The organism is Amycolatopsis keratiniphila subsp. keratiniphila (assembly GCF_001620365.2).
Taxonomy (GTDB): Bacteria; Actinomycetota; Actinomycetes; order Mycobacteriales; family Pseudonocardiaceae; genus Amycolatopsis; species Amycolatopsis keratiniphila.
Genome location: NZ_LQMT02000060.1, coordinates 28,463 through 42,719 on the forward strand (window position 1 = coordinate 28,463; position 14,257 = coordinate 42,719).

Sequence of the window (14,257 nt, forward strand, 5' to 3'; positions counted from 1 at the left end):
ACGGCCCGTTCATAGCACGCGCGAGGGTCAGTCCGTCACGGCCAGGACGTCGATCTCCACCAGCAGCCCGGCGGGCAGGCCGACGTAAACGGTGGTGCGGGCCGGGTGCGGCGCCTCGCCGATCAGCTTGTTGTAGGCCTCGTTGAACGCGCCGAAGTGGTCGACGTCGGTCAGGTACACGCGCACCATCATCGCGTCGGCCAGGCTCGAACCGGCGGCCTCGAGCACCGCCTCGATGTTCTTGAAGGTCTGCTCGGTCTGCTCGGCGACGGTCTCGCCGACGATGGCGCCGGTGGCCGGGTCGAAGGCGACCTGGCCGGCCACCTGCAGGATGTTGCCCTTGCGGACCGCCTGCGAGAACGCGGCCACCGGCTTCGGCGCGTTCTCCGTGCTGATCGCGGTCTTGCTCATTCCAACTTCCCCTTTCGGTTCCCCGTCCATCCACTGTGGACGGAAGCTTCTTCGGTGGCGGCGATCAGTTCCGGCACGAGCGCCATCAGACCGTCGTAGTCGAGCAGTACCTTCGGCACCGACACCGACGCGGCGGCGAGTACCACGCCGCCCGGGCCGCGAACGGGCGCGGCGACGCAGTGGATGAAGTCCTCGTGCTCGGCGTTGTCCACCGCGTAGCCGCGGTCGGCGACGAGCGCGAGTTCCTTCTCGTAGGCCTCGGGCGTGGTGATCGTGTTCGGCGTCCGGACGAAGAAGTCGATCCTCGACACCACGTCCGCCTGCTTCTCCGGCGTCATCGCCGCGACCAGCACCTTGCCGACGGCGGTGCAGTGCAGCGGCGCGCGTTTCCCGATGCGGGAGTACATCCGCACCGAATGCCTGCCCTCGAACTTGTCGATGTAGACCACCTCCCCGTCCTCATAGGACGCGAGGTGCACGGTGTGCCCGGTGCGCGCGTTGAGCCCGGCGAGCGCGGATTGCGCGGTGCGGCGGACGTCGCGATCCTCCAGTGCCTGCTGCGCGAGGTCGAAGAGCGCGCTGCCCAGCCGGTAGAACCGCTGCCCTTCCCGGCGCACGAAGTGGTGTGCCTCCAGGGTGCGCAGCAGGCGCAGCACGGTCGACTTGTGCACGCCGATCTCCTCGGCGAGCTGGTCGAGCGTCTTCGGCTCGCGGGCGAGCCCGCCCAGCAGCGTGAGCGCCCTGTCCAGGCTCTGGCTCATCCGCCCACCACTCCCTTTTCCGTCAGCTTGGCCGCCGCCCATGCTGCCTCATCCGCGCCGAGGAGCGCGTCGATGACGGATCCGGGCAGCGGCGTGCCCACGTCGTCGTGGGTCAGCAGGGTGGCCGCGGCCTGAAGATGACCACGTCGCAGCCGGGTCGCGGGGTCGTCGCCGCGCAGGGTGGCGGCGAGGAATCCGGCCGCGAAGGCGTCGCCGGCGCCGACCGGTTCCACGACGTCGACCTCGAGCGCGGGCGAGAACAGCGGTGCCCCGTCGCCCTCCACCAACGTCACCCCGCGTGCGCCGTGCTTGACGACCAGCGTCTTCGGCCCCGGCACGGCGGCGCGCAGCCGTGCCGGGTCACCGGTCCCCCACACTCGTTCGGCCTCGTCCTCGCCCGCCAGCACGATGTCGGCGCGGGCGGCCAGCCCGGCCAGCACCGAGGGGTCCCGCTCGGTCCACAGCGCGGGCCGGAAGTTCACGTCGAACGACACCAGCGTGTCGCCACGCGGTCGTTCCATCAGCGCCCGCACCAGGTCGAGGCACCCGTCCGACAGCGCCGGCGTGATCCCGGACAGGTGGATCACGCGAACCCCGTCGAGCGCGAGTTTCCCCAGCAGTCCGGCGTCCATCCCGGACGCCGCCGAGCCCTTGCGGTAGTAGCGCACGGGGCTGCCGTCCGCGCCGCTCTCCTTGACGTACAGCCCGGTCGGACGCGTCGGGTCGACCACGACCGCGCTGACGTCCACCCCGGCCTCGCCGATCTCCCGCACCAGCGCCCGGCCGAACGGATCATCGCCGACGGCGCTCACCCACGCGCTGGTGAAACCCAGCGCCGGGAGATGACAGGCGACGTTCGACTCGGCCCCTCCGATGCTTCGCACCCACTTACGTACCTCGTCGGGCGGCCCGGGTTCGGCCGGCACGAACAAGGCCATCGACTCCCCGATGCACAAAACGTCGGGCGCGCTTGTCACCTTCACGTCTCCTAGTCGTCACGCCGTTGACCTCCAGCGGACCGGATGCTACACCTATCCCACGCAATATGCGCAACGTCCGTTGCAACATACGCAACCGAGGTGAACCTCATGTTCCAAGCCGGCACCATCGATTCCGCCGCGGTCGCGGCCGTCCGGGAGGAGCGCGTCGACTGGCGCTTCCGCTCGGTCGCGCCCTCGCTGTCCGGTCTCACGATCGGCGAGGCCGCCGCCCGAGGCGCGAAACTGTTCGAAGACGGCTTCCTCGGCCCGTTCGTCGTCCTCGACGAAGAGGCCGTCGAGCACAACCTCCGCACGATGGCGGCCTGGTGCGCCGAGCGCGGGGTCGCGCTGGCTCCGCACGGCAAGACGACGATGGCGCCACAGCTGTTCGAGCGGCAGCTGAAGCACGGCTCGTGGGGTATCACCTGCGCGAACGCCGGCCACCTGCGGATCTACCGCGCGTTCGGCGTTTCCCGCATCCTGCTGGCGAACCAGCTGATCGACCCCTCCGGCCTGAAGTGGCTGGCCGCCGAGCTGGACGCCGACGACGACTTCGAGTTCGTCTGCTGGGTCGACTCGGTCCGCGGCGTCGAGCTGATGACCGAAGCCCTGCGCGGAGCCCGCCGCAAGGTCGACGTGCTCGTCGAACTCGGCGCCGAGGGCGGCCGCACCGGTGTCCGCGACACCGAGACCGCGCTCGCCGTCGCCGAGGCCGCGCACGCGAGCCCGGCTCTGCGCCTGCGCGGATCCGGCGGCTACGAAGGCGCGCTTTCCCACCACACGGACGAAAAGTCCCTCCAGCTGATCAGCTCCTATGTGGACGGTCTGCGCGGCCTCGTCTTCGCCTTCCACGCCAAGGGCCTGCTCGACGACGCCGGCCAGATCATCGTCACCGGCGGCGGCAGCGCGTACTTCGACCGCGTCGCCGACGAACTCACGAAGGACTGGGGCGACCTGGACGTCCTGCCGATCCTGCGCAGCGGCGCCTACGTGACCCACGACGACGGCTTCTACCGGGTGATCTCGCCGCTCGGCGAACACCCGCGTATCGGCGGCGTCGCGTCGTTCCGTTCCGCGTTGCGCGCCTGGGCACAGGTGACGTCGAAGCCGACGGACGAACTCGCGCTGCTCACCATCGGCAAACGGGACGCCTCGTTCGACGAGGGCATGCCCGAGCCGCGCCTCATCCGCAAGGGCGACGGGCCACCGTCCGCGCTCGAAGGTCACTCCATCCAGAAGATGAACGACCAGCACGCCTTTCTCACCCTGCCCGCGTCGTCACCGGTCGAGGTCGGGGACTGGATCGCCCTCGGTCTGTCCCATCCCTGCACCGTCTTCGACAAGTGGCCCCTGATCCCGGTCGTCGGCCCCGACGGCGAGACCGTGCTCGATTTCGTCCGCACCCATTTCTGATCCGTCCTCCACCGCCGCAGAGGAAGAATCACCATGGACATCGTCGTCCGCTCGGCACTGGTCGCCGACGGCACCGGAGATCCGCTCACCAGGCACGACGTGGGCATCTCCGACGGCCGTATCACCAGTGTCGCCGAACCCGGCTCGCTCGCGGGCCGCCGCACCATCGACGCCGAAGGACTCGTGCTCGCGCCCGGGTTCATCGACATGCATTCGCATTCCGACCTCCAGCTGCTCGCCAATCCGGATCACCTCGCGAAGCTCTCCCAGGGCGTCACGACCGAGGTCCTCGGACAGGACGGGCTCTCCTACGCTCCGGTGAACGACGACGTCCTCGTCGCGCTGCGCCAGCAGCTCGCCGGCTGGAACGACGATCCGGCCGGTTTCGACTGGAACTGGCGTTCCGTCGGCGAGTACCTCGACCGGCTCGACGCCGGGGTCGCGGTCAACGCGGCCTATCTGGTGCCGCAGGGCACCGTCCGCATGCTCACCGTGGGCTGGGAGGACCGGCCCGCCACCGAAGCCGAGATGAACGCGATGAAGGAGCTCATCGCGACCGGGCTGGCCGAGGGCGCGATGGGTATGTCGTCCGGGCTCACCTACACGCCGGGCATGTACGCGACCACCGAAGAGCTGGTCGAGCTGTGCCGGGTCGTCGGGGAGAACGGCGGCTTCTACAGCCCGCATCACCGCAGCTACGGCAAGGGCGCGCTGGAGGCGTTCGGCGAGATGGTCGACGTCTCCCGCCGCTCGGGCTGCCCGCTGCACCTCGCACACGCCACGATGAACTTCTCGGTGAACAAGGGCAAGGCGTCGAACCTGCTGGAGCTGCTCGACCAGGCGCTCGACGACGGCTGCGACATCACGCTCGACACCTATCCCTACCTGCCCGGCGCCACCTACCTTTCCGCGCTGCTCCCGAGCTGGGCGACCGAAGGCGGGCTCGACTCCACACTGGCCAGGCTGTCCGATGTGGACACTCGTGAGCGGATCCGCGCCGAGATCGAGGAGACCGGTTCCGACGGCGCCCACGGGGTGCCGATCGACTGGGAGGCCATCGAGATCAACGGCGTCCGCCGCGACGAGAACGCCCACCTCGTCGGGCATTCCGTCGCCGCTTCGGCGCAGCGGGCCGGAAAGCCTGCCGCGGAGCTGTACTTCGACGTCCTGCTCTCGGAAAAGCTCGGGACGTCCTGCCTGATGCACGTCGGGCACGAGGAGAACGTCCAGGCGATCATGCGCCACCGCACGCATACCGGCGGCAGCGACGGGCTGCTCGTCGGCGCGCGGCCGCATCCCCGCGCGTGGGGCACGTTCCCCCGTTACCTCGCACGTTACGTCCGCGAACTCGGCGTCCTCGAACTCGCCGAATGCGTCGCCCACCTCACCGGCCGCGCGGCACAGCGCCTGCGGCTGACCGATCGGGGTCTCGTCCGCGCCGGATACGCGGCGGACCTCGTGCTGTTCGACCCGGAAACCGTCGCCGACACCGCCACGTTCGACGAGCCGCGGCAGCAGGCCGCCGGAATCCCCTATGTCTTCGTCAACGGTGTCGCCGCCATCGACGATGGTCAACCGACCGGCGCCCTCGCCGGCCATTCACTGCGGAACCCCGGGAGTGCCCGATGATCGACTGGCTCCAACATTCGACGGGAGGTCTCCTGACCCTCGCCGCCGTCTCGATCGCGGTGTTGTTGTTCCTCATCATCAAGGTCAAGCTCGAGCCCTTCATCGCGCTGATCGTGGTCGGCCTGCTGACCGCGCTGGCCGCGGGCCTGCCCGTCGTCCAGATCGTCGGCTCCGCACAGAAGGCCTCGGATTCCCTGCTGGAGAAGGGTTTCGGCGGGATCCTCGGCCATATCGCCGCGATCATCGGCCTGGGCACGATTCTCGGGTCCATTTTGGAGCGTTCGGGCGGGGCGAAGGTGCTCACCAGCGCGCTGCTGCGTGCCATCGGTGAGAAACGGGCCCCGCTGGCGATGGGTCTCGCGGGTTTCGTCTTCGGCATCCCGGTCTTCTTCGACATCGGCATCTTCGTGCTGGCGCCGCTGGTCTACGTCGCCGCCAAACAGGGCGGCCGTTCGCTCGTGCTGTACGCGTTGCCGTTGCTGGCGGGGCTTTCCATCACCCACGCGTTCCTCCCGCCGCACCCCGGTCCGGTGGCCGCGGCCGGTCTGCTGCACGTGGAACTCGGCTGGATCATCCTGATGGGCCTGGTCTGCGGTATCCCCGCGTTCCTCGTCGGTGGCGTGCTGTATTCGACGTGGATCGGCAAGCGCGTCGACGTACGGGTGCCCGCGGAATTCCTGGTCGCCGAGGAAGAAGGCGAAAAGGAGACGAATCCGCCGTCGCTCGGGCTGGTGCTGGGCATCATCGCGGTCCCGCTGGTGCTGATCCTCGCCGGCACCTTCGGCAGCATCTGGCTTCCCAAGGCCTCCGCGGCCGCGGGTGTCGCCGCGTTCATCGGGACTCCGGCCGTCGCGCTGACGGTCTCGGTGCTCCTCGCGTCCTGGCTGCTGGGGCTGCGCCGCGGCTTGACGGGCAAGGATTTGAGCGAGCTTTCGGCGAAGTCGCTGCGCCCGGTCGCGATGATCCTGCTGGTGGTCGGCGCGGGCGCGTTCTTCGGCGCCGTACTGTCCGCCACCGGGATCGGCAAGGCCGTCGCGGGATCGCTGGACAACGCCGGTCTCCCGGTCATCCTCGCGGCCTACGTCATCAGTTGCGGTATGCGCATCGCACAGGGTTCGGCGACGGTCGCGATCGTGACCACGAGCGGCATCGTCGCACCGACGGTGGCGACGCTGGGCTACTCGCAAATGCAACTCGCGTTGCTGGTCGTCGCGATTTCGGCGGGCTCGATCATCGCCTCCCACGTGAACGACGGCGGTTTCTGGATCATCTCGCGGTACTTCAACATGACCGTGCCGGAGACCCTGAAAACCTGGACCGTGTTGGAAACCGTCCTTTCCGTTTCCGGTTTCGGCGTGGCAGCATTGCTCATGGCAGTGGTTTAAACCACCCGACGACTGGGAGAGATCACGATGACCGGACTGGATCGACGCACCTTCCTCGGCGCCGTCGGAGCGGCTGGACTCACCACCGTTCTCGGTTCCCATCTCGCGAACGCTTCCGAACAACACTGCGGACCGAAGGGAACCGGAGCCATTTACGTCAGCAGCTACACCAGTTCCGGGCACGGACTCGATGTCGCTCACCGGGACACGGCCACGAACGCCGTGGTCGTCGACCGGACGATTCCGGGAGTGAGCAACGCTTCCTGGTTCGACATCAGCGCCGACCGCAAGACGCTCTACGTGACCAACGAGGACGAGAACGGCCAGATCTCGTCGTTCAGCCTGGCCGACCCGGCCAAACCCAAGCTGCTCAACAAGAAATCCGCCAAGGGACAGCACCCGACCCATCTGAGCGTCCACTCGAGCCAGAAGTACGTGCTGGCCGCGAACTACAGCAGCGGCAGCGTCGTCGTCCTCCCGATCCTCGCGGGCGGGAAACTCGGCGACGTCGTCGATCTGGCTCAGCACAAGGGCGCCGAGCGGCAGGCGCACGCGCACCAGGTCGTCAACGACCCGACCGGCAAGTGGGTCCTCGCGGTCGACCTCGGCGCGGATTCGGTCTACGTCTACAAACTCGACGTCTCCACCGGGAAGCTCAAGCTGAACCAGCAACTGAAGCTCCCGTCGGGCGCCGGTCCGCGGCACCTGGCGTTCCACCCGAACGGCAAGTACGCGTACATTCTCGGCGAGTTGCGTGCCGAGGTGACCGTCGCGGCGTGGAACCCCGCCACCGGGAAACTCACCGCCGGACAGGTCGTCCCTGCCGTTCCCGCGGGCACTCCCGGCGAGCAGTACCCCGGCGAGATCACCACGTCCAAGGACGGGAAGTTCGTGTACGCCTCCGTGCGCGGCTCCGACACGATCGCGTCGTTCGGTGTCGGCGAGGACGGGAAGTCCTTGAAGCTGCTGAACAACGCGCCCGTCGGCGGGGTGTACCCGCGCCATTTCACCCTCGACCCGACCGAGCGCTGGTTCTACGTCTCGAGCGACAAGTCCGGCACGCTCAGCTGGCTGCCGCGCGATCCCGGCACCGGGCTTCCGGGGGCCGTCGCCGGGAAACTGGCGCTCCCCCAAGTCAATTCCGTCTTTTTCGCATAAGGAGAAAACCCATGAGAACTCGCGTCCTCATCGCGGGCCTCGCGGCGGTCGGCCTCGTCGCGGCCTGCGCGCCGGCCCAGAACACCCCGGCCGCGAGCGGCGGTGACGAGAAGACCGGCACCGTCCGGGTCTGGCTGTTCGACGAAGCCAACCGCGCGCCCAAGGAGGCCGCCGTCAAGGAAGCGATCGCCGAATTCAAGGCGGCGCACTCGGGCGTCGAGGTCGACGTCCAGTGGATCCCGGTGGAAGGCCGTGCCGACAAGTTCTCCGGCGCCTTCAACGACCCGGCCAGCGCGCCGGACGTCGCCGAGTTCGGCAACACCGACGTCTCCAGCTACGCCGCCACGGGCGCGCTGGCCGACCTGACCGGCGACCTGTCGTCGTGGAAGGAAGGCGCCGACATCCTGCCCGCGGTGCTGGAAACCGCGAAGTCCGGCGGCAAGACCTACGGACTCCCCTGGTTCACCGGTATCCGCGCGTTGTACTACCGCACGGACCTCTTCGCCGAACTCGGCCTCAAGCCGCCGACGACACTGGCGGAACTGACCGAAACCGCGAAGACGATCCGCGCCAAGAAGCCGGAGCTGTACGGCATCTCCGTCGGCGGCAAGTACACCTACGCGATGCTGCCGTTCCTGTGGGCGCACGGCGGTGAGATCGCCAAGCAGGACGGTGGCAAGTGGAAGTCCACTGTGGACTCCGAGCAGGCCAAGGCCGGCGTGACCGCGTACGCGAACCTGCTGAAGGCGGACATCTGCCCGCCCGAACAGTGCGCCAACCTCACCGGCACACAGAGCATCACGGCGTTCGCCGGCGGCAAGGCCGGGATGTCGATCGGCGGTGACTTCAACCGCAAGGCCGTCGAGGCCGGTCAGGTGAAGGGCAAGTACGCGATCATCCCGATCCCGGGCACCGAGGCGGGCAAGATCGCCCCGGCGTTCGCGGGCGGCAACCTGCTCGGCGTGTTCAACGCGACCAAGCGCAAGAGCCTCGCGGTCGAGTTCACCCAGCTGCTCGGTGGCGCCAAGTACCAGGAGAAGATGTACGTCGCGATGGGCAACCTGCCCACGCTCGGCAGCGTCCAGCAGAAGCTGGCCGCGAGCGACCCGTCGGTCAAGCCGTTCGTCGACACGCTCACCGCGGGCACGAAGTTCGTCCCCGCCACCGCGGCGTGGTCGAAGATCGACGCGCAGAACGTCCTGCCCACCGCGATCCAGCAGATCGCGACCGGCGGCAAGGACCCGGCCACCGCGCTCACCGCCGCGGCCGCCGAGATGAACAAGGCGTTCGGTTAGTGGTCACGAAAGAGATCCCCCGCACCACGGCTCCGGCCGTCCCGGCACGGCGGTCGCCCCGCCGTCGCCGGGACGGGCGGGCCGCCCTGCTCTACCTGGCTCCCGGTGGCATCCTGCTGCTCGCGATGCTGGTGTACCCGATCTACCAGCTCGTCCTGATCTCGTTCTACGACTACGGCCAGCCGCAGGCGGTCGGCAACGCGCCGCTGGTGTTCCTCGGTTTCGGCAACTACGTCGAACTGCTGGAGAACCTCCAGTTCTGGGAGGTGCTGGCCAAGACCCTCGGGTTCACCGCGGTCTGCGTCGTCGGCAGCCTCGCCCTCGGGACCGGGCTCGCCGTACTGGCGACCCGGGTCCGCGCCTGGGCGCGCGTGCCGCTGTTCCTTGCGGCGCTGGCCGCGTGGGCGACGCCTGCCATGGCGGGCTCGTACGTCTGGCTGTTCCTGTTCGACGCGGACTTCGGCCTGGTCAACGAGGTGCTGTCGGGCATCGGATTCACCGGTATGGCGAACCACTCCTGGACCTTCGACACGTACAGCACGTTCGGGCTGGTGGCCGCCGAGGTCATCTGGTGCTCGTTCCCGTTCGTCATGGTGACGATGTACGCGGGGCTCAAGGGTGTGCCGGAAGAGGTCATCGAGGCCGCGTACCTCGACGGCGCGTCGACCTGGCGCACCACGTGGTCGATCACGCTGCCGATGGTGCGGCCGCTGCTGACCATCGCCACGATCCAGTCGATCATCTGGGACTTCAAGATCTTCACCCAGATCTACGTGATGACCAACGGCGGCGGCGTGGCCGGGCGCAACCTCGTGCTCAACGTCTTCGCCTATCAACAGGCCTTCGCCGGACAGGAATACGGTCTCGGCGCGGCGCTCGGAGTCGTGATGACCTTGCTGCTGCTGTCCATCACCGGGCTGTACGTCCGGTCGCAACGCCGGAGCGCCGGATGGGTGTGACGACGGGACGCCGGGTCCGGAGGCCCGGCAGGCTGATCGCCGAGATCGTCTGCGTGGTGATCGCGGGGATGGTCGCGTTCCCCGTGTATTGGATGGTGCTTTCGGCGTTCAAGCCCACCGGGCAGATCCAGGCGGAGAACCCCCGCCCCTGGACGCTCACGCCGACCCTGGAGCATTTCGAACGGGTGCTCAGCGGCGAGGGTTTCGCGATGTTCTTCTTGAACAGCGTGATCGTGGCCGTCGTGGTGGTGGCGTTGTCGCTGCTGCTCTCGTTCCTTTCGGCGGTCGCGCTGACGCGGTTCAACTTCAAGGGCCGGACCGTGCTGCTGGTGATGGTGCTGGTGGCGCAGATGGTGCCGGTCGAGGCACTGACCATCCCGCTGTTCTTCCTGATGCGGTCGGTCGGCGACGTCGCGCCGGCGTTCGGCACCAACCACCTCGGGTCGCTGATCCTGGTGCACCTGGCGTTCAGCCTGCCGTTCGCGATCTGGATGCTGCGCGGCTTCGTCGCCGCGGTGCCGCAGGAGCTGGAAGAGGCGTCGAAGATCGACGGGGCGAGCCGCATGCGGTTCACCTGGCAGATCCTCTTCCCGCTGGTGGCGCCCGGGCTGGTGGCGATCAGTGTGCTGGCGTTCATCCACGCGTGGAACGACTTCCTGTTCGCGAAGACCTTCATCATCTCCAACACCGAGAATCAGACGCTCCCGCTGGCGATCCTCGTGTTCTTCAAACCGGAGGACACCGACTGGGGCGCGGTGATGGCGGGCTCGACCCTGATGACCATCCCGGTGCTGGTGTTCTTCATCCTCGTGCAACGACGACTCGTGTCCGTCATGGGCGGCGCGGTGAAGGGTTGACATGCCTGGCTTCGAAACTCTGCTCCCCCGTCCCGTCTCGGTGGAACCCTTGCCGGGAAACTGTTCCGTACCGTCCGAAGTGGACGTCCGCCGGGACGCCGCGTTGCCTGCCGAGGGCTACCGGCTGGAGATCGACCCGTCCGGGGTGACGCTGCACGCGGCCGACTCGGCGGGCGAGTTCTACGGCCGTCAGACACTGCGGCAGCTCGTCGGGCCGGACGCGTTCCGGGCCTCCTCCATCCACAGTGGACAGGCCACGATCCCGTGCGGCGTGGTGACCGACCATCCGCGGTTCGGCTGGCGCGGCTGTCTACTGGACGTGGCCAGGCATTTCCGCACCAAGGCCGAAGTGCTGCGGTTCATCGACCTGATCGCCGCGCACAAGCTCAACGTGCTCAACCTGCATCTGACCGACGACCAGGGCTGGCGGATCGAGATCCCCGAGTTCCCCAGGCTGACCGAGGTCGGCGGCTGGCGGAAGTCGTCGATGGTCGGGCGGCACGACGGGCCGGAGCGCGACGGACGACCGCACGGCGGGTTCTACTCGGCCGACGATCTCCGCGAGATCGTCGCGTACGCCGCCGCGCGTTCGGTGACGGTCGTCCCGGAGGTCGACATCCCCGGCCACGCCAGGGCCGCCATCGCCGCCTATCCCGAACTCGGGCCGGAGACCGATGAACCGTGGGAGGTCTGGACGAGCTGGGGTATCAGCACGTCACTGCTGAACACGAAGAAATCCACAGTGGACTTCTTCAAGCGGGTCTTCGACCACGTGCTGGACATCTTCCCGTCCGAGGTCATCGCCCTCGGCGGCGACGAGGTGCCCGGTGCGACCGAGGAGCACGGCTGGTTCGTCCGCGAGATCGCGCGGCACCTCGTCGAACGCGGACGTCGTCCGCTCGGTTGGGACGAGGTGCTCGAAGCGGGTGATCTGCCGCCGATGGTCATCGGCTCGTGGCAGAGCGAGGCGGCCGGTGCCCGCGCGGCGGCCGCCGGGCACGACGTCGTCATGTGCCCGGAGGACCACGTGTACCTCGACCACCGGCAGTCCGACCACCCCGACGAACCCATCCCCGTCGGCTACCTCAGCACGCTGGAGAGCTTCTACGGCTACGAGCCGGTGCCCGCCGATTACCCCGAGGGGAAGGCGATCCTCGGCGCGCAGGCGCAAGTGTGGTCGGAACACCTCGACACCGTGCGACGGGTGGACTACGTCGTCTTCCCGCGTCTGTGTGCTTTCGCCGAGGTGGTGTGGAGTGATCCGGACGGCCGGGATTACGCGGAGTTCCTGCCGCGCCTGCGGGACCACCACCTGCCGCGGCTGGACGCGCTGGGCGTCGAGTACCGGCCGCTCGATGGACCGCACCCGTGGCAGACCCGGCCCGGAGTCCCCGGGCGGCCTCGCTAGAAGTCGGGCCATGATGGGGTGATGAGTGATCAGTGGGTCGAGGCCTCCCAGCTTCCTGAAGAACTCGTCGCCCTCATCGACACCCTCCGCCCCGGCGAGGAGGTGACCATCACCAGGAACGGCGAGACGATCGGGACGATCTCCGGCGTTTCCCGTCAGGAATCCTTCTCGTCCGCGGACTCCGAGGACGTAACGGTCGTGGCCACCGCCATGAAGCTGTCGGCGTCCGCGCGGGACGCGTTGTCCGAGCGGCTCGGCCCCGGGTACCTCGTCCTGGACCTGCACTCGGCGCCCCCGACCGTCGACGTGCTGCTGGTACCGCCCGCCAGCCCGCAGCTGATCGGCAATTTCCGCGCGCTGTACCCGAAGGCGCGGATCGTGATCACGGAGATCGAGGACGCCGAACTCGGCGTCAAGTACGAGGGCCCGGTCCGGCGTCTCCTCGACGCCGGCGCCGAGGCCTATCTCCCGTCGAGCACGATCCCGCGGCTGGCGGAGCAGCTGGACCGGACCATGACGCAGCTGAACCAGCTCACTGACGGCACGCCGGCTTCGCTGACCATCGAAGCTCCGCGGGACGACCGCGTCCTCGAATGATGCCGCGAGTGTCATTCGAGTCGTGAGGGGCGATCAGGTCCGTGAAGGACCCCTTCCCTCGGCTCAGCCGAGGAAACTCGACCTTCACACCATGCCCAGTACATGAAGGCCCCCATCCTTGCGCCTAAGTACAGGAAGGGGGCCTTCATGTACCTCGGGCTGCCACTCACGACCACGGCGGGGACGGGGGCCGATCGACCTCCACGAACCGCGGCCGGTAGATCCGCACGTCCGCGATGTTGTCCCCGTGGTCGAGCGAGTTCACGTTGTACGACACCGTGAGCTTCCCGGGACGGCTCAGCTGCGGATGCGCCGTCGCGTCGTAGACGATCCGCCGGTCGCTCGCTTCGGGTGCCCGGTAGAGGACGACAGGAGTACCGAAAGGGCCGGTCGGCGAACTCGCGGTGTAGGCGAGCATCACCGGGCTGAAGCCGGGGCTGGTGTCCATGGTGATCAGCACGTATTCACCACCGACGCGGGTCACCGAGAACGCCGTCCCGACCCCGGCCAGCATCCGGGCGGAATCCTCCTCGTGGGGCGACCAGTCGGCACCGGTCCAGAACTGCCATGGTCCGCGAAGGCCACCGACAGGCACTCTGGCGAGCCGGAGGTGACCTTGTTCGGCACCGTAGATATAGGTGTACCCGCCGTCTTCGAGCAGTTCCGATCCCCACGCGACCTTGTCGCCCACCGGGATCACCAGAAGTTCGGACGGCGTCAACGCGGGTAGCCGGAAGGTCGCCAGGGAAGTCCCGGTGCTCCGAAAGTCGAGGCCGCCGGACCCCGTCGTCTTGTACCGGTTGTAAAGCACCCGCAGGACGTCGCCCTGGACGACCCCGTCACCGACCCAGTAGTGCTCGTCCGAACCCGCGAGACCGATCAGCGCCTCCGGGGCATCGACGGTACCGCCGTGCAGCGTCTCCCCCAGCGAGCCGTCTGGTCGCTGCACGACCAGGGTATTGCGCGCGATCGGACTGTCCCGCGGGCGGCTGTGGTCGGGGTTCACCGTGCCGAGGAACGTGTCCGAGAACAGCCACGCCGTGCGGCCGTCCGGCAGCGGGACCGACACCGTGCGATCGCCGCCGGTCCAGTGCCCGCCCTGATCGCCGTACGCGTTCCAGAGCTCGTTCAACCCGGCGACGGGAACCACCGGCGGTGGCGGCGCGGACGCGATCCCGCTGCTCGCCACCATGGCGCTGAACAGCAATGCGGCCGGTACGAGAATCCGCGACGCCCGACGCATCCGATCATGCTAAAGGCGCGGAGGTCTTTGTACGACCCTTGTGCGGCACGTGGTTACGGCGGCTACGAATTCTCGTGAGTGGAAAGGACGGTTAGAGCGGACCTGTATTTGCCTCCCTACGCCTGATTGGGCCGAGAGTGGTGGTTCCGCGGCTGCCGGGC

Annotated in this window: 13 protein-coding genes; 9 read left to right on the plus strand and 4 right to left on the minus strand. The window is 68.3% G+C overall.

Annotation, left to right across the window (positions count from 1 at the left end; all coding sequences use genetic code 11):
- Nucleotides 1-27: 27 nt before the first annotated feature.
- Genes AVR91_RS42005 through AVR91_RS42015 form a run of 3 tightly spaced genes read right to left on the minus strand, consistent with a single transcriptional unit; the run spans nucleotide 28 to nucleotide 2,110 of the window.
- Entirely contained in the window at nucleotides 28-411 is a 384-nt protein-coding gene (locus AVR91_RS42005; RefSeq protein ID WP_063271836.1) for a RidA family protein, read from the minus strand.
- Nucleotides 408-1,172 carry an IclR family transcriptional regulator gene (locus tag AVR91_RS42010; protein WP_063271835.1) on the minus strand — a complete coding sequence of 255 codons (765 nt, stop codon included), beginning with the start codon at nucleotides 1,170-1,172 and terminating at the stop codon, nucleotides 408-410. Before AVR91_RS42010 ends, AVR91_RS42005 begins: the two co-directional genes overlap by 4 nt.
- Nucleotides 1,169-2,110 carry a sugar kinase gene (locus AVR91_RS42015; protein ID WP_394329987.1) on the minus strand — a complete coding sequence of 314 codons (942 nt, stop codon included), beginning with the start codon at nucleotides 2,108-2,110 and terminating at the stop codon, nucleotides 1,169-1,171. The genes AVR91_RS42010 and AVR91_RS42015 overlap by 4 nt, the downstream gene beginning before the upstream one ends.
- A 150-nt stretch (nucleotides 2,111-2,260) precedes the next feature.
- Between AVR91_RS42015 and AVR91_RS42020 the strand changes: the two genes are divergently transcribed.
- From AVR91_RS42020 to AVR91_RS42060, 9 genes are read left to right on the plus strand one after another with little or no spacing between them, the layout of a single operon-like run.
- Nucleotides 2,261-3,565, plus strand: a complete 1,305-nt coding sequence (locus AVR91_RS42020; protein ID WP_063271834.1) for an amino acid deaminase — start codon at nucleotides 2,261-2,263, stop codon at nucleotides 3,563-3,565.
- A gap of 33 nt (nucleotides 3,566-3,598) precedes the next feature.
- On the plus strand, nucleotides 3,599-5,194 hold the full coding sequence (locus tag AVR91_RS42025) for an N-acyl-D-amino-acid deacylase family protein (RefSeq protein ID WP_063271833.1): 1,596 nt from the start codon (nucleotides 3,599-3,601) through the stop codon (nucleotides 5,192-5,194).
- Nucleotides 5,191-6,579: a GntP family permease gene (locus AVR91_RS42030; protein WP_063271832.1), complete on the plus strand. Its 1,389-nt coding sequence runs from the start codon at nucleotides 5,191-5,193 to the stop codon at nucleotides 6,577-6,579. The genes AVR91_RS42025 and AVR91_RS42030 overlap by 4 nt, the downstream gene beginning before the upstream one ends.
- A gap of 27 nt (nucleotides 6,580-6,606) precedes the next feature.
- A complete protein-coding gene (locus AVR91_RS42035) occupies nucleotides 6,607-7,737 on the plus strand; it encodes a lactonase family protein (RefSeq protein ID WP_063271831.1) in 1,131 nt (376 codons plus the stop codon).
- A gap of 11 nt (nucleotides 7,738-7,748) precedes the next feature.
- Nucleotides 7,749-9,032, plus strand: coding sequence for an extracellular solute-binding protein (locus AVR91_RS42040; RefSeq protein ID WP_063271830.1), 1,284 nt, complete (start codon nucleotides 7,749-7,751; stop codon nucleotides 9,030-9,032).
- Complete coding sequence (locus tag AVR91_RS42045) at nucleotides 9,032-9,991, plus strand: carbohydrate ABC transporter permease (protein ID WP_016335409.1); 960 nt, start codon at nucleotides 9,032-9,034, stop codon at nucleotides 9,989-9,991. Before AVR91_RS42040 ends, AVR91_RS42045 begins: the two co-directional genes overlap by 1 nt.
- Entirely contained in the window at nucleotides 9,982-10,848 is an 867-nt protein-coding gene (locus AVR91_RS42050) for a carbohydrate ABC transporter permease (protein ID WP_016335410.1), read from the plus strand. The genes AVR91_RS42045 and AVR91_RS42050 overlap by 10 nt, the downstream gene beginning before the upstream one ends.
- Before the next feature lies 1 nt (nucleotide 10,849).
- A complete protein-coding gene (locus AVR91_RS42055; RefSeq protein WP_143254283.1) occupies nucleotides 10,850-12,256 on the plus strand; it encodes a beta-N-acetylhexosaminidase in 1,407 nt (468 codons plus the stop codon).
- Nucleotides 12,257-12,277: 21 nt separating this feature from the next.
- Nucleotides 12,278-12,853 (plus strand): hypothetical protein, encoded by a 576-nt coding sequence (locus tag AVR91_RS42060; protein WP_063271828.1) that lies wholly within the window; start codon nucleotides 12,278-12,280, stop codon nucleotides 12,851-12,853.
- A 166-nt stretch (nucleotides 12,854-13,019) separates the two neighbouring features.
- Here the strand turns inward: AVR91_RS42060 and AVR91_RS42065 are convergent, their stop codons facing one another.
- A complete protein-coding gene (locus AVR91_RS42065; protein ID WP_063273332.1) occupies nucleotides 13,020-14,096 on the minus strand; it encodes a DUF5005 domain-containing protein in 1,077 nt (358 codons plus the stop codon).
- Nucleotides 14,097-14,257 lie beyond the last annotated feature (161 nt).

Coding starts and splice junctions, on each gene's coding strand:
- AVR91_RS42010 (WP_063271835.1), bottom strand. CDS start 1,172: ATGAGCCAGAGCCTGGACAGGGCGCTCACGCTGCTGGGCGGGCTCGCC.
- AVR91_RS42060 (WP_063271828.1), top strand. CDS start 12,278: ATGAGTGATCAGTGGGTCGAGGCCTCCCAGCTTCCTGAAGAACTCGTC.
- AVR91_RS42065 (WP_063273332.1), bottom strand. CDS start 14,096: ATGCGTCGGGCGTCGCGGATTCTCGTACCGGCCGCATTGCTGTTCAGC.
- AVR91_RS42020 (WP_063271834.1), top strand. CDS start 2,261: ATGTTCCAAGCCGGCACCATCGATTCCGCCGCGGTCGCGGCCGTCCGG.
- AVR91_RS42055 (WP_143254283.1), top strand. CDS start 10,850: ATGCCTGGCTTCGAAACTCTGCTCCCCCGTCCCGTCTCGGTGGAACCC.
- AVR91_RS42050 (WP_016335410.1), top strand. CDS start 9,982: ATGGGTGTGACGACGGGACGCCGGGTCCGGAGGCCCGGCAGGCTGATC.
- AVR91_RS42030 (WP_063271832.1), top strand. CDS start 5,191: ATGATCGACTGGCTCCAACATTCGACGGGAGGTCTCCTGACCCTCGCC.
- AVR91_RS42015 (WP_394329987.1), bottom strand. CDS start 2,110: ATGGCCTTGTTCGTGCCGGCCGAACCCGGGCCGCCCGACGAGGTACGT.
- AVR91_RS42035 (WP_063271831.1), top strand. CDS start 6,607: ATGACCGGACTGGATCGACGCACCTTCCTCGGCGCCGTCGGAGCGGCT.
- AVR91_RS42025 (WP_063271833.1), top strand. CDS start 3,599: ATGGACATCGTCGTCCGCTCGGCACTGGTCGCCGACGGCACCGGAGAT.
- AVR91_RS42040 (WP_063271830.1), top strand. CDS start 7,749: ATGAGAACTCGCGTCCTCATCGCGGGCCTCGCGGCGGTCGGCCTCGTC.
- AVR91_RS42005 (WP_063271836.1), bottom strand. CDS start 411: ATGAGCAAGACCGCGATCAGCACGGAGAACGCGCCGAAGCCGGTGGCC.